We start from the raw sequence: 21,300 nt of genomic DNA, 5'->3' as shown, positions 1-21,300 counted from the left end.
GATCGAAGGCCGCGGGCGTGTATAAGCGTTGTAGAACGTGGCCGCGATCGCCGACCGTGACGTGACCGTGGGCGCGAACGACCGCGACCTGCCGGGTTACTTATCCCGGCACGACTTACGGTCGGTGATGACCGCACCGAACCGGAACACCCTGTGGGCGCGGGCGATGGTCGACGAACTCGTCGCCATGGGCGTGGATAGCGTCGTCGTCTCGCCCGGCAGTCGATCGACGCCGCTGACGGTCGCCGCCGCGCGCCACGAGGATCTCCACCTGTTCTCCCAGCTCGACGAGCGCTCGGCCGCCTACTTCGCTCTGGGCCGCGCGCGTCGAACCGGCCGCGTGACGCCGCTGATCTGTACCTCCGGCACCGCCGCCGCCAACTACCACCCCGCGGTGATGGAGGCCGACAACGCTCGCGTGCCACTTTTAGCGCTCACCGCCGACCGGCCGCCCGAACTCCGCGACTCCGGGGCCAACCAGACCGCCGACCAGGAGAAGCTGTACGGGGACGCGGTCCGCCTCTACAAGGACCTCTCCGAGCCAGCGGCGACCGACCGCGCGCTCCGCTCGCTCCGGACCACGGTCGATCGTGCGGTGGCGACCGCGGAGAGCGCGAACGCGGGACCCGTCCACCTCAACGTTCCGTTCGCGAAGCCGCTCGAGCCGACGCCGGTCGAGGGCGACGTGCCGGACGACCTCGAGACGACCGCGGCCACGGGTCGCGAGGGGCCGTACGTCGACGTGATGCCGGGGTCACCGGAGCCGGAGGAAACCGCCCTCCGGGCGCTCGCGGAGGCGTGTTCCGCGGACCGCGGGCTGATCGTGGCCGGACCGGCGGATCCGCCGGGACTCGATCCCGAGGCGGTCACTGCGCTTTCCCACGCCACGGGATACCCGATCCTCGCCGACCCGCTCTCGGGGCTCCGGTTCGGCGGGCACACGCGGGTCGCGCCGGTGGTCGGCAACTACGACGCGTACCTGTCGGCGGCGGTTGCGGGCGATGGCGGGGCGGACGACGAGCTGCCCGTCGCGGACGGCTGGACCGACCCCGAGGTCGTGATCCGGCTCGGCGCGTCGCCGACCTCGAAGCGGCTCCGGAAGTACCTCGCCGGCACCGGCGCGGACCAGTACGCGGTCGATCCCGCCGGACGATGGCGCGAGGCCGAGTTCGCGGCGACGGACCTCGTCGTCGCCGAGCCGAACCGCCTCTGCGCCCGCCTCTCGCGGCTCGTCGCCGGCAGCGGCGACCCGGCGTGGCGCGAGCAGTGGGAGGCGGCCGACCGGGCCGCCAGCGAGTTCCACCGGGGAGAGGTCGACGATGATGGAGCCGACCTGGAGGGACCCGGCGGGTTCCACGAGGGCGACGTGCTTCGTGTCGTCGCCGAGGAGGCCCCGGACCCGTCGACGCTCTTCGTCTCCAACTCGATGCCGGTCCGCGACCTCGACCGGTTCGTCCCGCCGTCGACGACGAACCTGACGGTCCTCGGCAACCGTGGCGTCTCCGGGATCGACGGGATCGTCTCGAGCGCGCTCGGCGCGGGCTCGGCGACCACTGACGACCTCACCCTCGTCGTCGGCGACCTCGCGCTGTATCACGACACGAACGGGCTGCTCGCGATCGACCGGTGTGACGTCGACGTCACGGTCGTGCTCCTCAACAACGACGGCGGCGGGATCTTCCACGCGCTCCCGATCGAGTCGTTCGACCCGCCCTTCACGTCGGAGTTCAAGACGCCGCACGGGCTCGAGTTCGAGCCGATGGCCGACCTCCACGGGCTCGAGTACGTCCGGATCGACGCCCGCCCCGGATCGGGAGGGGAATCGGGCGATGGGCCCGGGTCGGGTGATGGATCCGGGTCGGAGACGGCTGATCCGACCGACGCGCTCGCGGCCGCGTACCGCCGCGCCCGCGACGCGGACGGCTCCCACCTGATCGAGGTGCGGACCGACGCCGAGTCGAGTCACCGGACGCGCGAGCGGCTGGCGGCGGCGGTCGAGCGCGCGGTTCACGGGGACGGGACGGAGTGAGAAACGGCGGATCACGCCGGGCGTGCGAACGTTATTAGTCGCCGAATCCCCTATCTCGACCGTGCAGGTCGTCGGGTACGAGACGGGTGGCGTCGATGACGGAAACGCGTCCGGGAGCGGCGCGGCCGGGGGCGGCGGGTTCCACGTCGCCGTCGACGGCGACGTGGAGTACGTCGACGCCGCCCCCGGCACCGACCTCTCCTTCGGGCTCGGCGACCGTCGGTGTGCCGGGACGGTCCACGACGGCGGTCACGTCTCCTGTGACGCCGACGGCGCCCCCTACTGTGACGCGCACTCGAGCGTCTGGGTGTGCGCGCGGTGTACCGGAACGTGTCTCAAAGACGAGATGGATTGTCACGAGGAGCACGCGATGTACCTCGCGGCGTTCGCGCCCGACACGTTCAAGGTGGGCGTCACCCGGCTGTGGCGGCTCGAGACCCGACTCCGAGAGCAGGGGGCCGACCGGGCGGCACACGTCCGGACGTTCCCCGACGGCCGGGTCGCCCGCGAGGTCGAGGCCGAGCTCGCGAGCGGACCGGACCTCGTCGACCGCGTCCGGGTGCCGACGAAGCTCGACGGCTTCGGTCGGGCGGTCGACGGAGAGGCGTGGGAGGCGTTGGTCGAGCGGTTCGACCCGATCGAGCGGTTCGACTTCGAGTACGGGCTCGACCTCGACGAGCGGCCGGTCGCGGAGACGATGGCGGCCGGGACGGTCCGCGGCTGGAAGGGCCGAGTGCTGGTGATCGACCGCAACGGCTCGACGTACGCCGTCGACGCGCGGGAGTTGGTGGGATACGAACTCACCGAGGAGATTCCCGACCGCGACCTCCAGTCGAGTCTTGGCGCGTTCGGCGAATGAATGCCTTTGAGTATGGCCGATGGTACGTCTCCGACTCTCAGCGTACATCGTTGTCGGCGCGGTGAACACCTCCCCTGCCTCGTCGGTCGCCGGCGCTCTGCGTGCCCCAGCGGGCCGCTCGGAGGCGCGCCACCGCGTTCGAGCCGGACCGAGGACGATAAGGGGGCGACCCGTCGGGGACGGTTTCAAGTACGCCCTTCCCCCACCCACGAGCAGTGATGGAGCCGCCCGAGATCGAACGGTTGGACGAAGGGACGATCCAGCGGATCGCCGCGGGCGAGGTCGTCGAGCGCCCGGCCAGCGTCGTGAAGGAGCTGATCGAGAACAGCCTCGACGCGGGCGCGAGCCGCGTAGCCGTCTCGGTCGAGGCCGGCGGAACCGAGGGGATCCGCGTCCGCGACGACGGCGTCGGGATCCCGGAAGACCAGCTCGAGGCCGCGGTCGCCGAACACGCCACCTCGAAGATCGCCGACATCGACGACCTCGAGGCGGGCGTCGGGACGCTCGGATTCCGCGGAGAGGCGTTATACACCGTCGGCGCGGTCTCGCGGCTCACGATCCGGTCGCGCCCCCCTGACGCCGAGGCGGGCGCGGAGGTCGCCGTCGAGGGCGGCGACGTCGGCGAGGTGCGTCCCGCGGGCTGTCCGACGGGGACGACCGTCGTGGTCGAGGACCTCTTTTATAACACCCCCGCCCGCAAGAAGTTCCTCAAACGGGTGACCACGGAGTTCGACCGCGTCAACACGGTCGTCACGGGGTACGCGCTCGCCAACCCCGACGTGGCCGTCTCGCTCGAACACGACGGGCGCGAGACGTTCGCGACCGAGGGGAACGGCGACCTCCGGTCGGCGGTGCTGGCGGTGTACGGCCGGCAGGTCGCGGAGTCGATGCTCGAAGTCGACTGGGAACCCGGCCCCTCGACGGCGGGCGGAGACCACCCCGTGAAACGCGTCACCGGTCTCGTCTCGCATCCGGAGACGACCCGGTCGGCCCGCGACTACCTCGCGACGTACGTCAACGGCCGCTACGTCACCGCCGGCGCGCTCCGCGAGGCGGTGCTGGAGGCGTACGGCGGCCAGCTCGCGCCCGACCGCTACCCGTTCGCGGTGCTGTTCGTCGAGGTCCCGGCCGACGAGGTGGACGTGAACGTCCACCCGCGGAAGCTCGAGGTTCGGTTCGATCGCGAGGCCGGAATCAGAGCCGCGGTCGAGTCGGCCGTCGAAGAGGCGCTTCTCGATCACGGGCTGATCCGGTCGACCGCGCCGCGCGGACGGTCCGCCCCCGACGAGGTCGAGGTCGCTCCCGAGACCGCGGACGGCGAGGTCGTCGGCGGGGCGGGCGCCGCGGACGGCGAGGTCGTCGGCGGGGCGGGCGCCGCGGACGGCGAGGTCGTCGGCGGGGCGGGCGCCGCGGACGGCGAGGTCGTCGGCGGGGCGGGCGCCGCGGACGGCGAGGTCGTCGGCGGGGCGGGCGCCGCGGACGGCGAGGTCGTCGGCGGGGCGGGCGCCGCGGACGGCGAGGTCGTCGGCGGGGCGGGCGCCGCGGACGGGCGAAGCGGACGTGGGCCGGACGAGGTCGATCGGGGCCGAGACGGGAGCACAGACCCGGATCCCGCGTCGGCGACCGAACTCGACCCGGACGACGAGGACGCCTGGGCCGTCGAGGGGCTCGCAGACTCGGGAAGCGGCGACGCGGACCGCGACAGTGACCGCGACAGCGACCGCGACCGCGACAGCGACCGCGCCACCGGGGGGATATCCTCCGAATCGGACCGTCCTTCGCCGCGGAGTTGGCAGTCCGACGGCGCGGAGACGGGCGCGAAGGGAGTCGACGCCGGCCGAGATTCGATCGGAAACCGTGACTCGTTCGCCGACGATTCCGGTCTCGCTGCCGACGATTCCGGTCTCGCTGCCGACGATTCCGGTCTCACTGCCGACTCCGGTTCCGATCCCGCCACCGGACCCGAATCGGCCATCGGACCGGAATCTGACGACGGATCCGGGTCCGGCGACGGTCTCGGGTCGGAATCCGATCCGACGTCGCGGCGCGCCCCGACGAACCAGCGCACCCTCGGGGGCGAGGAGACGAGCGCCGAGCGCGCGTACGACTCGCTCCCCTCGCTTCGCGTGCTCGGCCAGCTCCACGACACCTACGTCGTCGCGGAGGCCCCCGACGGGCTGGTGTTGATCGACCAGCACGCCGCCGACGAGCGGGTGAACTACGAGCGCCTCAGGCAGGAGTTCGCGGACGGCCCTCCGGCCCAGGCGCTCGCGGAGCCGGTGACGATCGAGCTGACGGCGCGGGAGGCGGCACTGTTCGGCGAGTTCCTCGGGGAATTATCGGGGATCGGGTTCCGCGCCGAGCGCGCGGCCGAGCGCGAGGTCGTCGTCGAGGCGGTCCCCGCCGTCTTCGACGCTGCGCTCGACCCCGAACTCCTCCGGGACGTCCTCACCGAGTTCGTCGCGGGCGCGGCCCGGACCGCGGATCCGTCGGTCGGATCCGACGACGACGAAGACGGCGACACCCGCGGCGAGAATCCGGTGACCGACGCGGTCGACGAGCTGCTCGCCGACCTCGCGTGTTACCCCTCCGTGACGGGGAACACGTCGCTCACGGAGGGGCGCGTCGTCGACCTCCTCGAGCGGCTCGACGGTTGTGAGAACCCCTACGCCTGTCCGCACGGCCGACCGGTCGTGATCCGGCTCGACCGCGAGGAACTGGAGTCCCGATTCGAGCGCGACTACCCGGGACACGCCGGCCGGCGCTCGGAGTGATCGCCGGCCCGCCCGCCGCGGAGAGGTACGCTTTTGCCGCGTCGGAGCGACCGCGAGACATGGAACGCGTAGCGATCATCGGCGCGTCGATGACCCGGTTCGGGCAGCGCGACGCGTGGGTGCGAGAGCTGCTCGCGGAGGCCGGGGAGGCGGCGCTCGCCGACGCCGGGATCGCCGGCGAGGACCTCGATCACCTGTACGTCTCGAACATGGCCAGCGGCGAGTTCGAGGGACAGACCGGCGTCCCGAACGCGCTCGCACACGACCTCGCGGCACAGCCCGCCTACACCGCCCGGATCGACCAGACCTCCTCGTCGGGCGGCGCGGGCGTCTACGCCGCCTGGCAGTCGATCGCCTCCGGTGCGAGCGACCTCACTATGCTCGTCGGCGGCGAGAAGATGACCCACCGGAGCACCGCGGAGGCGACCGACGTGATCGCCTCGCTCACCCACCCCGTCGAGTACAAACACGGCGTCACGCTCCCCTCGTTCGCGGGGCTCACGGCGCGGCTCTACCTCGACACCTACGACGCCCCTCGCGAGAGTCTCGGGAAGGTGGCGGTGAAGAACCACAAAAACGGCGTGGACAACCCTCACGCGCAGTTCCGCAAGGAGGTCGACCTCGAGACCGTCCTCGAGTCGCCGGTCGTCGCCGACCCGCTCCGGCTGTACGACTTCTGTCCGATCACGGACGGCTCGGCTGCGCTCGTGTTCTGTCCCGAGTCCGTCGCCGAGGAGTACGTCCCCGCGGACGAGTACGCGGTCGTCTCCGGGATCGGCGGCGCGACCGACACCCACGTCGTCCACGAACGCGCGGACCCCACGACGATGGGCGGCGTCGTCGACTCCTCGGAGATCGCCTACGAGATGGCCGGGATCGGGCCGGACGACGTCGACGTCGCGGAGCTACACGACATGTTCACCATCCTCGAGTTCCTCCAGAGCGAGGACCTCGGCTTCTTCGAGAAGGGCGAGGGCTGGAAGGCGGTCGAGGCGGGCATCACCGACCGCGACGGCGACCTCCCGATAAACACTTCCGGCGGGCTCAAATCGAAGGGGCACCCGCTCGGTGCGAGCGGCGTCGCACAGGTGTACGAGATATTCAAACAGGTCACCGGCGACGCCGGCCCGCGGCAGGTCGACGCCGACACCGGACTCGCGTGTAACGTCGGCGGGTTCGGGAACTGCGTGACGACGGCGATTCTGGAGGGAAACCAATGAGCGACGACGACACGACGGAGACTTCAGACGCGACGGGATCGGCGGACGGAAGCGACGGCGACGAGGATCCGGTCTTCGAGGCGGCGAAGTACGCCGACGGGACGGTCACCTACCCGCCGCATCCGGTCGGCCCGAACGGCGCGGAGCGGGTCGGGACCGTGGACCTCCGCGACCGCGAGGCGCGCGTCGTGACGTGGACCACCTCGACGGCGACGCCGCCCGGCGTCCGCGAGCCCAACACGCTCGCGATCGTCGAGTTCGACCTGGGCGACGACGACAACGACAACGACGGCGGTCGCAGTGGCCCGCCGGTCCGCGCGCTCGGACAGGTCGCGGCCGACCCCGACGGCGGGACCTTCGACGTCGCCATCGGCGACCGCGTCGAGCCCGTTTACGCCGGCGAGCTCCGCGAGCCCGGCGCGGGGATCCGCGAGCCCGAGAGCCAGTCGTGGGACGGGTTCCGGTTCCGGCCGGTCGAGTAGATCGACGTCGTTCGATCACCGGAGGGTGTGGACGCCGAGCGTCGAGGTCACGATCCCGCCCAGGACGACCGGGGTCCAGTAGGTCCCGCCGCGAAACACGAGCACGGCGGCGGTGATCGCGGAGGCGTCGATCCCGGTTATCGGCACGAGCAGCGCCACGTAGGCGGCCTCGATCCCGCCGAGCCCGCCCGGCATCGGGGTCGCGCCGGCGAGGTTCGCGAGCGGGATGGCGAAGAGCACCACGTACGGCGGGATGGCGTGACCGACCGCGGCGAACGCCGCCATCAACGCGACCGCCTGCGCGAGCCAGCCCAGAAGCGACAGCGCGACGACGGCCGACAGCCGCCACCGGTCGGTTCCGACGCGCTCGATGTCGTCGAAAAAGCGGGTCAATCGCCCGGTGAGGTTACTCTCGAGCGTCGCCGGGTCGTACCGCCCTCGACTGATCCGACCGACCCACGGGGTGACGAGCGCCGGGAGCCGCGAGATGAGCGTCTCACGGTACCGCCAGACGACCGCGATCGCGAGAACCACCCCGCCGACCAGCGCGACGGCCGAGGCGACCGCGGTCCCGAGGCGGTCGCCGACGGCGGCGGTGGTGGCGTAGTAGCCGACGCCGACGAAGACGAGAGAGAGCGAGGGGACGACGTTGAGGACGTCGACGCTCGCGATGCCGGCGAGGCCGGTCTCGTACCGGCACTCGGAGACCTTCGAGATGAGCAGCGCGGCGACCGGTTCGCCGCCGGCCTGTCCGAACGGAGTCACGTTGTTGGCGAAGACGGCCCCGACGTAGACGAGCACCGACGTGTGGACGGGGATCGAGACGTCGAGCGAGCCGAGGACGGTCCGCAGCATCAGCCCCCAGGCGACGAGCCAGCAGAGCGCGAACGCCATGGTCGCCGCGACGAACCGCGGATCGGCCGACGACAGGATGTCGACGACCTCTCCCGCGCCCACGAGAACGAACAGGACCGCGAGGACGGCGACCGCCGCGAGGGACCCGAGAAGCAGCGCGCGGCGGTTCCCGTCGGCCATACCCGACCCTATCGCGGTAGCGAACTTGAAACGTCTGATCGGTCGCCGCGGCGACGGATCCGGATCAATAAGAATACAACGTTCGATCCGAAACGTACCCGCAACCGATGGAAGACCAGCGTTTCCTCGAATCGGAGTGGGACTACTGTCTGGTGCTCGACGCGTGCCGATACGACGTGTTCCGGGACGTCTACGACGACTACCTCGAGGGCGAGTTGGAAAAGCGCTGGAGCGTCGGCTCCTCGACGCCCGAGTGGGCCTACCGAACCTTCACGGCCGATCACGACATCGCGTACTTCTCCGGGAACCCCTTCATCAACGACCTGGGGATCCCGTTAAACGAGCTCAAGTGGGGCGCGAGCTGTGATTACGAGTGGACCGCCTCCGACCACATCAGCGACATCCACGACGTCTGGAAGAGCGGGTGGGACGACGACCTCGGGACCGTCCCGCCGGAGGGAATCGCGGAGGCGTTCCACGACAACCTCGACGCCGTCGAGGCCGCCGACCGAACCGTGCTCCACTACATGCAGCCGCACGCGCCGTACCTCTCTCGCGGCAAGGGCCAGAAGCTCAAACAGATCCAGAAGGGGATCAAACGCCAGGAGGAGGAGGCGGAAGCCGACAATGACGGCGACGACGGAAGCGACGGACTCCTCTCCTCGCTGAGCGACTCGATCCGGCCGAAGATCGAGAGCCGGCTGGACGACAGCGAGTTCGCCCAGAAGGCTGGGCTGTGGCTGGAGCTCGATCCCACCGACCTCGTGACGGACGGGACCCGCGTGACCGCGCTCCGGCTCTACGAGGAGAACCTGCGGATCGCCTTAGAGTCCGTTTCCGACCTGGTCGAGGAACTCGACGGGACGGTCGTCGTCACCGCCGACCACGGCGAGGCGTTCGGCGAGGAGGGCGTCTGGGAACACCACATCGAGACCCACATCCCGCCGCTGATGGAGGTGCCGTGGCTCGAAGTGGAGTGACGGTCGGACGATGAAGGTCAGCCACTACTTCGAGTTCGAGTCGCGGGTCACGGGCGGGATCCGCGAGTCCGTCGCCCACCAGCGGAAGATGCTCGATCGGCTCGGGATCGAGTACACGACGGAGCCGACGCTCGAGGCCGACGTGCTCCACTGTAACCTGCTCGGCCCCCGGTCGGCGTGGTACGCGCGTCGCGCGGCCCGCCGCGGCGTGCCGGTCGTCGCGAACACCCACGTCACCGCCGAGGACTTCGGCGACAGCTTCCGCTTTACGAACGCGCTCGCGAGGCCACTCCGGCCGTACCTCGAGTGGGCGTACGGCCTCGCGGACGCGCTCGTCTGTCCCTCCGAGTACAACCGCGGGGTGATCGAGTCGTACGCCGACGTCCCGACGACGGTCATCTCGAACGGGGTCGACCGCGAGAAGCTCGCCGGCTTCGAGGAGCTGGAGGCGGAGTACCGCGAGCGGTACGACCTCGAGGCGCCGGTCGTCTTCCTCGTCGGCCACGTGATCAAGCGCAAGGGCCTCGAGACGTTCGTCGAGACGGCTCGCCGACTGCCCGACGTCGACTTCGCGTGGTTCGGCCCGCTCGACCTCTCGTTGAAGGGCCGCGAGACGACCGCGCTGATCGAGGAGTCGCCGGAGAACTGTACGTTCACCGGCTACGTCGACGACGTCCGGGGAGCGTACGCCGCCGGCGACGTGTTCTGTTTCCCGACCCACGAGGAGAACGAGGGGATCGCTTTGCTGGAGGCGATGACCGCGGGAAAGCCCGTCGTCGTCCGCGACATCGAGACGTTCGAGTGGCTCGAGGACGGCCGTGAGTGTGTGAAGACCGCGGCGGACGCCGGCGTCGACGCCTTCGTCGAGGCGATCGAGCGGCTCGCCGACCCCGACCTGCGCGAGCGGCTCGGCGCGAACGCGGCCGAACGGAGCGAGGAGTTCTCACTCGAGACGGTCGCGGGGCGCTACCGGTCGCTGTACGAGGAGGTGATCTGAGTGCGGATCGGCTTCTTCACCGACAGCTACTTCCCCGGGATCGACGGCGTCACCTACACCATCGACCTCTGGCGCGAGAAGCTGGAGTCCCGAGGCCACGAGGTGTACGTGATCTATCCCGACGGCGACTACGAGCCCGACGACCGGGAGATTCCGGTCAGGTCCCTCCCGAACCCGTTTTATAAGGGGTACCGGATCCCGACGTACCGTCGCCTCTCGACGCTGCCGGCGCTCGACGTGGTCCACTGTCACGGCCCCGCGCCGGTCGGGATGCTCGGCCGGTACTACGCCCGGAAACACGACCTCCCGTCGGTGTACACCCACCACACACCGCTCGAGGAGTACTTCCACCAGAGCGTCGGGTCCGAGGCGGTCGCGTCGGCCCTCTCGCGGCTGTACGTCCCGCTCGAGAACGCGTTCCTCCGGACGTTCGACGTGGTGACTGCCTCGACGAAGCGGATCGACCGCGACGTCGAGCACGTCCCGTTGCCGGTCGGGATCGACATGGACTTCTTCGAACCGACCGCGGAGGACTGGTACCCCGACGAAACCGTGATCGGCTACAGCGGTCGTCTGAGCATGGAAAAGAACGTCGAGGAGATCCTGCGAGTCGCCGAAGAACTGCCGGAGTACCGGTTCGTCGTCGTGGGCGAGGGGCCGCGCCGCGAGGCGCTCGAACGTGACGCGCCCTCCAACGTGGAGCTCCGCGATTTCCTCCCACGCGAGGAGTTGCCGACCTTCTACTCCTCCGTGGACGCGTTCGTGACGGCCTCCACCGGTGACACGCTCGGGCTGTCCACGCTCGAGGCGAACGCGTGCGGCACGCCCGTCGCCGCGGCCGACGTCGCGCCGTTCGACCAGACGATCGGTTCCGGAAACGGCGAACGCTTCGTCCACGGGGACCTCGAGGGGATGATCGAGGCGATCGAGACGTGCCTCTCGACGGATCGAGACACGAGGGCGGCCGTCGAGCGATACGACGTGTGGCGCACTCTGGAGAACCTCGAACACCTCTACCGCAACGCGCGGACGCCGGCGGACCACGCCGCGGCAGTCGAGGACGGCTGGCCGCTCTCGGACGACCCCGTCGAGTGAGGTCGTGGTCTAGATCCGACGGAAATCGCCGAGCCGCGTCCCGTCGAGGAGGTACGCGTCGCCGGCGTCGAGCCCCTCTGGGAGGAACGGCGCGAGGAACGACCCGCCCTCGACGTTGATCCACGTGCCGCCGGAGCGCTCGTTGAACGCCGGAAACACGATCAGTTCGGGACCGTCACTCGGAGGATCCGCCCCGTCTTTCGGCCCACTGTCGGCGTCGTCGTCGAAGACGGACGGCTTCAGCGGACCGCGCAGCCACGCGCGCTCGGTTCTGGATCCGCCGACGGCGTCCTCGAGTCTGACTTGCGGGTGCTCGTGGCCCATACAGACCACGTCCGCGGACCGGAGCGCTGGATCGGGCCGAGTGTGGCCGTGGAGGACGGCGACGCCCGAACCGTGGGGTCCCCCACCGTTCCCGCGAAGGACTCCTCCGCGCGGGTCGATCACGTCGATATCGTCCGCGAACGCCTCCGCGACGCCGGCGTCGTGGTTCCCCTCGATCAGCGTCATCGGGACGCGGTCCGTGACCGCCGCCACGAGCGTCTCCAGCTCCGCTCGTTCCTCGCCTTCGGGCGCGCCGACTCGGTGGGCGAGGTCGCCGAGGACGACGAGCCGGTCCACGCCGGTTTCGTCGATCAGCGAACACAGCCGGTCACGGCGCTCGGCGGCGCGACTCTCGAGTTCCACCCCGCGCTCGTAGCGGAGGCCGATCTCGATGCCGGCGTGGACGTCCGCGACGAGCAGCGCCCGCTTCTCGCCCAGATCGGCGACGGCCGCCGGTTCGCCGACGACCGGCTCGACCGCGGCCATCAGATCGCTTTGAGTAGCCCGTCACCCGGCTCGTAACACTTCCCGCCCATCAGCGCGTCCTGGACGGCGTCCTCGACGGCTTCGGGGTCGACGCCGTACTCGGACGCGACCGCCTCGACGACCGCCTCGCGGTCCGCGCCGTCGCCGTCGTCGCGCGCCTCCATCTCCTCGACCGCCGCGGCCTCGAGGTCGACGTCGTCGGGTGAGGCGTCTTCAGTGGGGGCGTCGTCGTCTTCGCCGGTGGTTCCGTTGTCCACGGGCTCGGCGTCGCTCACGTCTCCGGCGTCCTCGGACGGCTCGTCGGGCTCGGGCACGTCGATGTCGGCCTCGCCGGGTTCGTCGACCTCGGACCCGGTCGAGAAGTCGGTGCCGAACTCGGCTTCGATCTCCTCGCGCTCCTCGTCGTCGAGCTCGTACATCTCGTCGGTCCCGCCGTCGTCGAAGTCTCCGAGACCGGGCTCCCCGTCGTCGTCCGCGGAGTCGACGGGGTCGTCGGGGTCGGAGACGTCGATATCGTCGGCGTCATCGACGCCGTCGTCGTCGAGGCTCTCGGAGCCGCCGAAATCGCCGAGACCGTCGGGACTGCCCGCGGCGTCGGGATCCTCCGGTCCGTCGTCGAGCGTCGCGGTCGGGGGAGACTCGCTCGAGGTGGAGTCGTCCGAGGACGCGTCTCCGGCGTCGAGCGTCGACTCGTCGGTCGGTTCCGCGGATTCGTCAGTCGGTTCCGCGGATCCGATCGACGTCTCGATCGATTCGTCCGGTTCGTCTGGTTCGTCCGACCCTTCCAGTTCGCCCGATTCGCTCGGCGTCGTCGCGTCCGCTCCGGCCGCCGCAGCCTCGATCCGAACGTCGGTGTCAGGGAGCGGGCCGATCGTCGCGTCGCCGTCGTCGCCGGGCGCGATATCGGGCGCACGGACCTCGTCGCGCTCGCCGGCGATCAGCTCAAGCGCGTCGACGGCCATCCGTCGGACCGCCTCGACGTACGCGGGCGAGGTGTCGTAGTGGGCGAGCGCCTTGGGGATCCCCGCCGCGAGCGACGCGGAGGCCCCGCCGGTCTCGAGCGCGCCCCGCAACTCCTCGCCGCGGAGGTCGGACTCGAGCGCTCGCTCGAGGACCGCGAGGCGGTCGAGGGTCCGCTCGGCCGCGGAGACGACCCACCGGTCACGGGTGTCGGCGCCGACCTCGCTGAGGCTCTCCGGGCGGACGGAGGTGAACACTCGGTCGGAGTCCTCCGGCTCGAACGTCCGGGCCTTGCCCGTCAGCGCGACGAACGCGGGCGGGTCGGCCCGCTCGAGGAACGCCTGCTCGTCCGGCTGGTACTGGCCGGCGTACGTCACGAACGCGCCGGACGGGTCGACGACCCGGCCGCGGCTCGTCTGGTCGTTGACGCGCTCTATCTCCGTGAGCACGCCCGCGACGAACAGCCGGTTGACACGCGCGCCCGTCGGCGTCACGACGTAGTTCGGGGCGCGCTCCTCGTCGCTCTCGGAGTACGACAGCGAGGCGTCGTCGAACTCCGCGGCGAACAGCCGATGGGCGACCTCGCGGGTGCCCGGTCCGTCGTCGCTCATGCGCGCACCTCCGCGAGCGTCTCGCGGGCCGCGTCGGCGGGGTCGTCGTCTGCCGCCTCGAACCCGGTCGCGTCGAGCGTCGCGCCGTACTCGTCGACGGAGAGGCTCCCGCGGACGCGGTAGGCCCCGCCCACGAGCGTCTCGGCTATCGACTCCGCGACCACCTCCTTGTCCATCGCGTCCTTGGCGGCCGCGAGCGCGTCCTCGAGCCCGCCGCCGTACACCTCCGCCGTGAGCTCGTCGTCGAGCACGACGGTGACGGTGTCGGTGCCGTCGTCGAGGATCGCCTTCACGCGGAGGTCGTCCTCGCCGTCGACCTCGCCGTGGCTCCGGCACTGGCCGTTCTGGATCACCCGACCGCACTCCGGACAGCGCTCGATGAGCCCCGAGCCGTCCCGAACCTCGAGGACGTTTCCGACGAGTTCCACGTCGAACATCCCGCCGGAGGCGACCGCCTTCGCGACCGACAGCCGCGGCGCGCTCTCGGCGACCTCGACGGACTCGGAGAGCGGCGTCACCGTCGTGAACTCGGTGAGGTTGATCGAGGGGACGCCGCGGAACTCGCGGGCGTACACGTCCTCGATCCGGAGGCTCGCGCCGGCTTCCAGCTCCGGACGCGGGTCCCAGTCGGTGAAGGGGAGCCTCGCGGTCGCGTCGCCGACGACGCCCTCGCGGATCTCCGTTTCGCCGTCCCGGCCGGAGATCGTCTTCGACTCGACTTCCAGGACCCTGACCTCCACGTTGCGGCCGCGGTCGCCGGCCGCGATCTCGACGAGGTCGCGGTCGCCGCCGACCTCCTGATCGACCGTGACGGACTCGTCGGCGATGGCCACCGTCGTCGACTCGTTGAGGTTGAGTTCGGGTTCGCCGTCCCACTCGCGCACGCCGGCGTTGCCGATCGTGAGCGAATCGCCCGGCTCGAAGCCGAAGTCCTGCCAGGCGGTGTAGGAGATCGTCCCCGTCCCGTCGGCGAGTTCCCCCTCGCGGATCGTGAGGTCGTCGCCCTGATACCGGATCGTGCGGGTGCCGCGCGTGAGCACCCGGACGGTGACCGTGACGTTGCCGTGATCGGTCGTGATCTCGGACAGATCGACCGACTCGGGCGTCGGGCTCGACCCGCCGCCACCGCCGCCGTGTTTCCGCCGGACGCTCTGTTTGGCCTCGTCTATCGGGACGCTGTACTCGAGTAGGTTCTCCAGGTCCGCTTTGACCTCCGCCTTGTCTACGCCGAGGTCGGAGGCGAGCTCCTCGGCATGGCTGTTGACGTCCATCGGTCGCGATTTCGACGCCACCGCACAAAAGGGTTCACCCCCTCCCGTCCGGCACAGCTAAACCGCTCCCGTCCACAGGGAGGGACATGGCCGACATCGAGGCGAGCGAGGTCGGGATCGACACGCGTGTCACGGCGGAGCGGACCGTCATCGACGTGACCGGGACGCGGGACGTGGCGGTGGTCGTACGATCGGAGAGCGGCGAGCGGATCTACCTCCCCCCGGAGGGATTCGACGATCCGGTCTCGGAGTCGTCGTACGCGTCGCCGTACACCTCGCCGTACCAGGGCGCGGCGGCTCGCGAGGACGACGGGACGCCGTACCGCGGGGCCACGGAGAGCACCCGCGGCGTGATCGAAACCGCCGACGGCTTCCGGATCCGGCACCCGGAACCGGTGACCGAGTTCGACGTGTATCGAGGAGCTTAGAAGCGTCGCCGGTCGGCCCGCTCAGGCGACGTCCTCGTACACCGCGAGCGTGTCCTTGGCGACCGCCGACCAGTCGCGCCGTTCGTACTCCGGCGGCGACTCTCGGTCGAGCGCGGCCGCGAGCCCGTCGACGATCGACTCCGAGTCCGGCGTGACCTCGATCAGACAGCCCTCCGGCAGGATCTCGGCCGCGCCACAGCGCGTGGAGACGACCTGCGTGCCCGCCTCCAGCGCCTCGGTGATCGTGATCCCGAACGGCTCCGAGAAGGAAGGAGAGACGAACGCGTCGCTCGCGGCGTAGTAGTCGCCGAGCTCTGCCTCGGGCACGTAGCCCACGAACTCGACCTTCTCCTCGATTCCGACCAGTTCGACGAACCGCTTCAGCTGTTCGGTCTGGTGACCCGAGCCGCCCACGACGAGCGTGACGTCGCGCCCGCGGAGCTTCTTCATCGCGTACAGCAGGTGTGAGATGCCCTTCTGGTCGGTGTGCCGTCCGACGAAAAAGAGCATCTCGCCGTCGATACCGAGGTCCTCGCGCACGTCCTTCCCGGAGAACTTCGGCGTCGAGAAGCCGTTGTAGACGACCCGCGAGTCGGCCCCGTACAGCTCTCGTATGTCCTCGCGGACGATCTCGCTCACGGCGATGTTGGTGTCGGCGGCGTTCGCGAGCCGGCGCTCGGTCTCGACCTCGCGCGTGGGCGGGTCGATGTTGCGGTCGCTCGCCAGCGAGTGGAACGAGGAGACCCACGTCGCGTCAGAGGCCCGCGACGCCTCCCGGCCCGGCCCGTAGCCGAACCAGTCGTGGGTGTGGATCACGTCGTAGTCGGGCGCGAGCTCGACGAAGCGGTCGCTGAGACGACCCACGCGGGTCGCCACGTCTCCCTCGCCGGTCTCGACGCCTTCCAGCCCCGGCTCGTCGTCGGGTGCCAACTCGGCGGGCAACACCAGCTTCGCGTCCACGCCGAACTCGTCTCGCAGCCCGGAGAACAGCTCCCCGACGTGGACGTCCAACCCGCCGGTGACGTTCGGCGGATACCCCCAACCTAACATGAGCACGCTCGGCGGCATACGCCTACGAATGGGAAGTCGCTACTTAGCTATGGTCCCTCGTCGTCGACGGGGTCGATGTCGCCCGGATGAACGGGCCGGAAACGGGATCGACTAGAGCGTGGTCGAGGGGACTCGGGGAGAACGAAAACGTGACCGTACCGTCCTTCAGGCCGCCGTGACGGCGTCGCGAAGCGCGGCCGTCCGGTCCGTGATCGAGGTCGCCGCCGCCTCGACGGCGTCGAGGGGATCGCCGGACTCGGATTTCACCGTGAGGACGGGTTCGGTCTGGCCGCCGGACTGTTCGGGGTTCATGTCGTAGGTCGCGGCGGCGACGTCGTCGGCCTCCAACAGCGCGCCCTTCAGCACGTTCATGAACGTGTGGTCCTCGCCGGCGATCTCGATGCGGAGTTCCGTGTCGGTCTTCTCGATGACCCGCAGTTCCATACCCGTGATTCGCCCGAACGGCGTTTCAACGTTTCGTCTCCGGGATATCGTCGGTCGTAGCGGTCGATCGATGGCGAGACCGTCCGACCGTCGTCGCCCGCTCTTCGACCGCGCGTCTCCACGGTCGACCCTCGTCTTCAACTGTCAGTCACGGCGATATATTATATAAAATATATTGATAAAATACAAAAGCATACGTAGTATTGTATTTCAACGGGCGTCAAATTCCGATCCATCCGAACCGGCTGCGTTCGCGGTGGTGTGCCCTCGAGAGCGTTCGCCGGCGCACGAAACGGTGCGCGAGACGGAGCGTGCGGGAGCTCGAGACGGCTCGTCGGCGGTTCCGGCGAGACCCAGGATCGAGGACGAGGAGGCGTGAAGTGCGATTCCGTGTCGCGCGTCACGGGGTGGAACTCAGTCGGATATCCATGATCTCTGGGAGTGACACGACGGCTGGCTGTTCGGCGTTTTTACCGGAATTTCGGCCGAATACCTCCGATCTCTCCCACGTGAACGCCCTCCGTGCTGGCGACGACGTGTGATCGATCGGTTCGATCTACTCGAGGCACGTCACGGCGATCCCCTCTCCCCACACGATCCGCCCCGAAATGACTGATAGATTGGTATTATTTTTCTATTATCTTTCGTCGATCCAGCCGAACTGATCCGATCGACCGGATCGATCCGGTGAACCGTCGGCGCGCCGCCAACCAAGCGCGCTGCCAACCAATATATACGCGCCGCTCGCACGGTACTCACATGGACGTTCGCGACGAGAACGGCGTCAGACACGTCACGTTCGACCGCCCCGACTCGAAGAACGCGCTCACCGCCGACGTCGCCCGTGACCTCGCGGGCGCGCTCGAGGGACTCGATCCCGACGCGCTCGACGCGGTCGTGATCACCGGCACCGGCAGCGCGTTCAGCGCCGGCGGAGACGTTCAGGCGATGGCCGACCGCGAGGAGAGCGCCCGAGAGGCGTACGACCGGGTCCGCGGGACGTTAGGTCGGGTCGCGGAGGCCGTCCTCACCGCGCCCCTGCCCGTGATCGCGAAGGTGAACGGCGACGCAGTCGGCGCGGGCCTCTCGCTCGTCGCGGCCGCGGATTTCGCGTACGCCGCTCCCGACGCGCGCTTCGGCGCGTCGTTCATCAACGTCGGGCTCGTCCCCGACCTCGGCGGGACCGTGACGCTCCCCCGGCTCGTCGGGCTCAGAACCGCGAAGGAGCTCGCGTTCACCGGCGACCTGATCGACGCCGAGCGTGCCGCGGCGCTCGACCTGATAAACGAGGTCGCCCCCGACGGCGAACTCGAGGCGACCGTCGACGACCTCATCGAGACGCTCGCCGCCCGGCCGACCGAGAACCTCGCGCTGGCGAAGGAGGCGCTCCACGAGAACCTCGGGCAGCCGATCGACGACGGGCTCCGCCGCGAGGCCCACTTCCAGACGCTCGCGTACGACACCGACGCCCACCGGGAGGGCGTCGAGGCGTTCCTCGAAGGACGCCGCCCGGACTTCGACTGAAGCCCGGTGGTCACGGCCGATCGATCCGTCGATCGGTCAGTTCGTCGATCGTTACGATCGGTCACCGCTCGCGCCCGTGTTCGCGGCTTCCCCCATGCTCGCGTCCCCGTCGATCCCCTCCGCGCGTTCCCTCTCCGCGTGTTCCCGACAGACGTACCCGCGGTCGACGGCCTCCCGGAACGGGGTCCGGACGTGACAAACGGGACAGGTCAACTGGACGTCGACGTCGACCTCGATGTCGTCGCCATCCACGAGTTCTCCCTTCGAAGCCAGCGATCCCACCGCCTTCTCGGCCTTCTCCGCGGCACGGTCGGCGGCGATCCGGACGCTCTCGAGTTCCCACTCCGAAGTCGCCGTTTCCGTCGGTTTCGACCCTTCGAGACAGTCGTTCAGGTGGTGGCGCATCGTGCTCCATGAGGGCATGCTCGTGGTCAGTTCCTCGACCTCGATCCCGTCCCCTCGGAGGTCGTCGGCGACCTCCCGGCGGACGAGGTCGTCGTCGGACTGCAACGCCTCGTACTCGCCCTCGAGCCGGACGCCCGTCGCCTCACGATTGTGCTCGTCGTACACCCGCTTGAGCAGGCGCTTGTTGAACCAGTCGGTCAGCGTCCGGTAGCCGTCGGCCGACCGGCCGTCGTCGCCGCGCCACCGCCGGAGCAGGTAGTCGTCGACGCCGTCGTACCCCGGCTGGGGGACGTCGACCCCGTACTCGTCGATCGCGGCGTCGATCTTACAACTCATGCGGTTGGGGTCCTCGCATCGGTTACCCGACCGTCGGGTTCCGCAGTAGTAAAACTTAACGCGGCCGCTACGAAGGGCCGCTATGGGTTGGGAGCTCACGATCGAGAACGTCGCTGGCATCCGCGAGGGGTCCGCGAGGATCGACCCGGGGAACAACGTCGTGCGCGCCGCGAACTGGCAGGGAAAGTCGAGCTTCCTCCAGGCCATCGAGACGGCCATGGGAACGGCCGCGCCGCTCACCGAGAACGCCGACGCGGGCCGGGTCGAACTCGAGACACCCGACGGGACTCACGTCGTCGAACTGGAGCGACGGGACGGAACCGTCGTCAGCAGCGGGTCCGGACTGCTCTTCGACGAGTACGACCGGATCCGGGCGGACCTGTACGCGTTCCTCGACGAGGACAACGCGATCCGCGACGCAGTCCGCCGCGGTGAGGACCTCGCGGACCTGTTGACCCGGCCGCTGGAGTTCGAGAACATCGAGGAACGGATCGCCGAGCTGCGGTCCGAGCGATCGAGCGTCGACGCCGAGCTGTCGAACGCCGAGGACGCCGCGAGCCGGCTTCCGTCGGTCCAAGAGGAAGTGACCCGGCTTGACGCCCGGCTGGAGGAGCTGAGGGAGCGCCGGGAATCGCTCACGGAGCCGGACGACGCGGACGGCGAGGAGGCCGAACGCGAGGAGCTGAGTCGCCTGCGCGCCGAACGCTCCCGCACCGAACGGCGCGTCGACCGTCTCTCCGACGCGGTCGAGCGCATCGAGGGGACGCTGGCCGAGCTCCGCGAGGAGCGCGAGTCGCTCACCGTCCCCGAGGAGGACGTGAGCGAGGAGCTCTCGTGGATCCGCGACCGTCGGGAGTCGATCCGAACCGACGTGGAGCTGTTGCGGGCCGTCTACTCGGCGAACCGCCGGGTGCTGACGGAGGGCCGCGTCGAACTGCTCACCGACCGCGACCGCGGTCTGCTCGGCGACGACGTCGCCTGCTGGCTCTGTGGGACCGAGACCGACGAGGAGAGCCTCCGCGAGCGCCTCGAGGACCTCAGCGACCGCATCTCCGAGCTCACCGCCGAGCGCGCCGAGTACGACGACCGCGTGGAGGAGCTCGAGGAACGCCGCGACCGGATCCGGAACGCGACGAAGCGCCGCGACGAGCTCGACCGCCGGATCGGCGACCTCGAGGCCAAACTGGCCGACCGCGAGGAGAGCCTCGAGTCCGCGCGCGAGCACCTCTCGGAACTCGAGAGACGGATCGAGTCGCTTGAGGAGACGGTCGCCGAGCGCGACGAGGAGGTCACGGACGTCGCGAGCGATCTCGCGCGGGTGGAGACCGAACTCGAGGAGCGCCGCGAGGAACTGGAGGACCTAGAGCGTCACGCCGACAAACGCTCGACGCTGACGGACGAGCGGGAGGCGCTGAGCGAGGAGATCGAGGAGCTACGGAACCGGAAGACTGAGATGAAACGCCGGACGCGCGAGGCGTTCGACGAGGCGATCGCCGACCTCCTCGATCGGTTCGACACGAGCTTCGAGACCGCGCGGCTGACGAGCGAGTTCGAACTGGTTGTCGCCCGTGACGGTCGGACCGCCTCGCTCGACGCACTGAGCGAGGGAGAACTGGAGCTGCTCGGGATCGTCGCCGCGCTGGCCGGCCACGAGGCGTTCGAAGTCGGCGAGGACGTTCCGGTCCTGCTTCTCGACCGGCTCGGCGGGCTCTCCGCGGGGAACCTCTCGACGCTCGTCGAGTACCTCGACGGACGGGCGGAGTACCTCGTGTTCACGGCGTACCCCGAACACGACGCTCTCGAGGCGTCCGTCGTCGACCCCTCGGAGTGGGACGTCGTCAGTGCCGACGCGTCGCTGTGAGGCGACTCGCCGTCGTTCGGCGGCGCTCCGCCGGGGCGGTGTTCAGATAAGGATTGAAAGGTGAGGCGGTGCGTTTTCAAAGTGATCTATGCCCGAAAACGCCCGCCTCGGCGGCTGTTTAGACGAGAT

18 protein-coding genes are annotated in these 21,300 nt (G+C 69.7%); 11 read left to right on the top strand and 7 right to left on the bottom strand.

What is annotated here, in order from left to right:
- Positions 1 to 127 precede the first annotated feature (127 nt).
- The 5 genes from menD to FN829_RS08765 all read left to right on the top strand — a co-directional run bounded on the left by menD (position 128) and on the right by FN829_RS08765 (position 7,364).
- Complete coding sequence (menD, locus tag FN829_RS08785) at positions 128 to 2,029, top strand: 2-succinyl-5-enolpyruvyl-6-hydroxy-3-cyclohexene-1-carboxylic-acid synthase (protein ID WP_142986609.1); 1,902 nt, start codon at positions 128 to 130, stop codon at positions 2,027 to 2,029.
- Between the two features lie 61 nt (positions 2,030 to 2,090).
- A complete protein-coding gene (locus FN829_RS08780; protein WP_142986608.1) occupies positions 2,091 to 2,888 on the top strand; it encodes a DUF2797 domain-containing protein in 798 nt (265 codons plus the stop codon).
- A 218-nt stretch (positions 2,889 to 3,106) separates the two neighbouring features.
- On the top strand, positions 3,107 to 5,662 hold the full coding sequence (gene mutL, locus FN829_RS08775) for a DNA mismatch repair endonuclease MutL (RefSeq protein WP_142986607.1): 2,556 nt from the start codon (positions 3,107 to 3,109) through the stop codon (positions 5,660 to 5,662).
- 59 nt (positions 5,663 to 5,721) lie between these two features.
- The gene (locus tag FN829_RS08770) at positions 5,722 to 6,882 is read left to right on the top strand and encodes a thiolase family protein (protein WP_142986606.1); all 1,161 of its coding nucleotides are present in this window, start codon (positions 5,722 to 5,724) and stop codon (positions 6,880 to 6,882) included.
- Positions 6,879 to 7,364: a hypothetical protein gene (locus FN829_RS08765; RefSeq protein WP_142986605.1), complete on the top strand. Its 486-nt coding sequence runs from the start codon at positions 6,879 to 6,881 to the stop codon at positions 7,362 to 7,364. Before FN829_RS08770 ends, FN829_RS08765 begins: the two co-directional genes overlap by 4 nt.
- Positions 7,365 to 7,379: 15 nt before the next feature.
- On the opposite strand, the gene FN829_RS08760 is transcribed toward FN829_RS08765, so the two are convergent.
- Entirely contained in the window at positions 7,380 to 8,399 is a 1,020-nt protein-coding gene (locus FN829_RS08760; RefSeq protein WP_142986604.1) for a lysylphosphatidylglycerol synthase transmembrane domain-containing protein, read from the bottom strand.
- Between the two features lie 107 nt (positions 8,400 to 8,506).
- Between FN829_RS08760 and FN829_RS08755 the strand changes: the two genes are divergently transcribed.
- From FN829_RS08755 to FN829_RS08745, 3 genes are read left to right on the top strand one after another with little or no spacing between them, the layout of a single operon-like run.
- Positions 8,507 to 9,379 (top strand): hypothetical protein, encoded by an 873-nt coding sequence (locus FN829_RS08755; protein ID WP_142986603.1) that lies wholly within the window; start codon positions 8,507 to 8,509, stop codon positions 9,377 to 9,379.
- A gap of 10 nt (positions 9,380 to 9,389) precedes the next feature.
- Positions 9,390 to 10,376 (top strand): glycosyltransferase family 4 protein, encoded by a 987-nt coding sequence (locus FN829_RS08750; protein WP_142986602.1) that lies wholly within the window; start codon positions 9,390 to 9,392, stop codon positions 10,374 to 10,376.
- A complete protein-coding gene (locus tag FN829_RS08745) occupies positions 10,377 to 11,471 on the top strand; it encodes a glycosyltransferase (RefSeq protein WP_142986601.1) in 1,095 nt (364 codons plus the stop codon).
- A gap of 9 nt (positions 11,472 to 11,480) precedes the next feature.
- Here the strand turns inward: FN829_RS08745 and FN829_RS08740 are convergent, their stop codons facing one another.
- The 3 genes from FN829_RS08740 to FN829_RS08730 are packed head-to-tail and all read right to left on the bottom strand — an operon-like array spanning position 11,481 to position 15,123.
- Positions 11,481 to 12,281 carry a metallophosphoesterase gene (locus FN829_RS08740; protein WP_142986600.1) on the bottom strand — a complete coding sequence of 267 codons (801 nt, stop codon included), beginning with the start codon at positions 12,279 to 12,281 and terminating at the stop codon, positions 11,481 to 11,483.
- Positions 12,281 to 13,852 carry a hypothetical protein gene (locus FN829_RS08735; protein ID WP_142986599.1) on the bottom strand — a complete coding sequence of 524 codons (1,572 nt, stop codon included), beginning with the start codon at positions 13,850 to 13,852 and terminating at the stop codon, positions 12,281 to 12,283. Before FN829_RS08735 ends, FN829_RS08740 begins: the two co-directional genes overlap by 1 nt.
- Complete coding sequence (locus FN829_RS08730) at positions 13,849 to 15,123, bottom strand: Single-stranded DNA binding protein (RefSeq protein ID WP_142986598.1); 1,275 nt, start codon at positions 15,121 to 15,123, stop codon at positions 13,849 to 13,851. The genes FN829_RS08735 and FN829_RS08730 overlap by 4 nt, the downstream gene beginning before the upstream one ends.
- A gap of 86 nt (positions 15,124 to 15,209) precedes the next feature.
- Here FN829_RS08730 and FN829_RS08725 point away from each other — a divergent pair, with 86 nt between their 5' ends.
- On the top strand, positions 15,210 to 15,551 hold the full coding sequence (locus FN829_RS08725; RefSeq protein ID WP_142986597.1) for a DUF7510 family protein: 342 nt from the start codon (positions 15,210 to 15,212) through the stop codon (positions 15,549 to 15,551).
- Between the two features lie 21 nt (positions 15,552 to 15,572).
- Here FN829_RS08725 and FN829_RS08720 read toward each other — a convergent pair whose 3' ends face one another.
- Positions 15,573 to 16,601, bottom strand: a complete 1,029-nt coding sequence (locus FN829_RS08720) for a glycosyltransferase family 4 protein (protein ID WP_142986797.1) — start codon at positions 16,599 to 16,601, stop codon at positions 15,573 to 15,575.
- A 165-nt stretch (positions 16,602 to 16,766) separates the two neighbouring features.
- Positions 16,767 to 17,045, bottom strand: a complete 279-nt coding sequence (locus FN829_RS08715; RefSeq protein ID WP_142986596.1) for a DNA-directed RNA polymerase subunit L — start codon at positions 17,043 to 17,045, stop codon at positions 16,767 to 16,769.
- A gap of 759 nt (positions 17,046 to 17,804) precedes the next feature.
- Here FN829_RS08715 and FN829_RS08710 point away from each other — a divergent pair.
- The gene (locus tag FN829_RS08710; protein ID WP_142986595.1) at positions 17,805 to 18,569 is read left to right on the top strand and encodes an enoyl-CoA hydratase/isomerase family protein; all 765 of its coding nucleotides are present in this window, start codon (positions 17,805 to 17,807) and stop codon (positions 18,567 to 18,569) included.
- 51 nt (positions 18,570 to 18,620) lie between these two features.
- Here FN829_RS08710 and rdfA read toward each other — a convergent pair whose 3' ends face one another.
- Positions 18,621 to 19,310, bottom strand: a complete 690-nt coding sequence (gene rdfA / locus FN829_RS08705) for a rod-determining factor RdfA (protein WP_185955724.1) — start codon at positions 19,308 to 19,310, stop codon at positions 18,621 to 18,623.
- Positions 19,311 to 19,392: 82 nt separating this feature from the next.
- Between rdfA and FN829_RS08700 the strand changes: the two genes are divergently transcribed.
- On the top strand, positions 19,393 to 21,171 hold the full coding sequence (locus FN829_RS08700; RefSeq protein WP_142986594.1) for an archaea-specific SMC-related protein: 1,779 nt from the start codon (positions 19,393 to 19,395) through the stop codon (positions 21,169 to 21,171).
- The last annotated feature ends 129 nt before the right edge of the window (positions 21,172 to 21,300 follow it).

This window comes from Halorubrum cibi, assembly GCF_900182635.1.
GTDB lineage: Archaea > Halobacteriota > Halobacteria > Halobacteriales > Haloferacaceae > Halorubrum > Halorubrum cibi.
This window is presented reverse-complemented; position numbering and strand designations above follow the sequence as displayed.

What these genes read in the sequence shown, in the direction of transcription:
- menD (WP_142986609.1), top strand. Translation starts at nt 128, where the DNA reads ATGACCGCACCGAACCGGAACACCCTGTGGGCGCGGGCGATGGTCGAC.
- mutL (WP_142986607.1), top strand. Translation starts at nt 3,107, where the DNA reads ATGGAGCCGCCCGAGATCGAACGGTTGGACGAAGGGACGATCCAGCGG.
- FN829_RS08770 (WP_142986606.1), top strand. Translation starts at nt 5,722, where the DNA reads ATGGAACGCGTAGCGATCATCGGCGCGTCGATGACCCGGTTCGGGCAG.
- FN829_RS08765 (WP_142986605.1), top strand. Translation starts at nt 6,879, where the DNA reads ATGAGCGACGACGACACGACGGAGACTTCAGACGCGACGGGATCGGCG.
- FN829_RS08760 (WP_142986604.1), bottom strand. Translation starts at nt 8,399, where the DNA reads ATGGCCGACGGGAACCGCCGCGCGCTGCTTCTCGGGTCCCTCGCGGCG.
- FN829_RS08755 (WP_142986603.1), top strand. Translation starts at nt 8,507, where the DNA reads ATGGAAGACCAGCGTTTCCTCGAATCGGAGTGGGACTACTGTCTGGTG.
- FN829_RS08750 (WP_142986602.1), top strand. Translation starts at nt 9,390, where the DNA reads ATGAAGGTCAGCCACTACTTCGAGTTCGAGTCGCGGGTCACGGGCGGG.
- FN829_RS08740 (WP_142986600.1), bottom strand. Translation starts at nt 12,281, where the DNA reads ATGGCCGCGGTCGAGCCGGTCGTCGGCGAACCGGCGGCCGTCGCCGAT.
- FN829_RS08735 (WP_142986599.1), bottom strand. Translation starts at nt 13,852, where the DNA reads ATGAGCGACGACGGACCGGGCACCCGCGAGGTCGCCCATCGGCTGTTC.
- FN829_RS08730 (WP_142986598.1), bottom strand. Translation starts at nt 15,123, where the DNA reads ATGGACGTCAACAGCCATGCCGAGGAGCTCGCCTCCGACCTCGGCGTA.
- FN829_RS08725 (WP_142986597.1), top strand. Translation starts at nt 15,210, where the DNA reads ATGGCCGACATCGAGGCGAGCGAGGTCGGGATCGACACGCGTGTCACG.
- FN829_RS08720 (WP_142986797.1), bottom strand. Translation starts at nt 16,601, where the DNA reads ATGTTAGGTTGGGGGTATCCGCCGAACGTCACCGGCGGGTTGGACGTC.
- FN829_RS08715 (WP_142986596.1), bottom strand. Translation starts at nt 17,045, where the DNA reads ATGGAACTGCGGGTCATCGAGAAGACCGACACGGAACTCCGCATCGAG.
- FN829_RS08710 (WP_142986595.1), top strand. Translation starts at nt 17,805, where the DNA reads ATGGACGTTCGCGACGAGAACGGCGTCAGACACGTCACGTTCGACCGC.
- rdfA (WP_185955724.1), bottom strand. Translation starts at nt 19,310, where the DNA reads ATGAGTTGTAAGATCGACGCCGCGATCGACGAGTACGGGGTCGACGTC.
- FN829_RS08700 (WP_142986594.1), top strand. Translation starts at nt 19,393, where the DNA reads ATGGGTTGGGAGCTCACGATCGAGAACGTCGCTGGCATCCGCGAGGGG.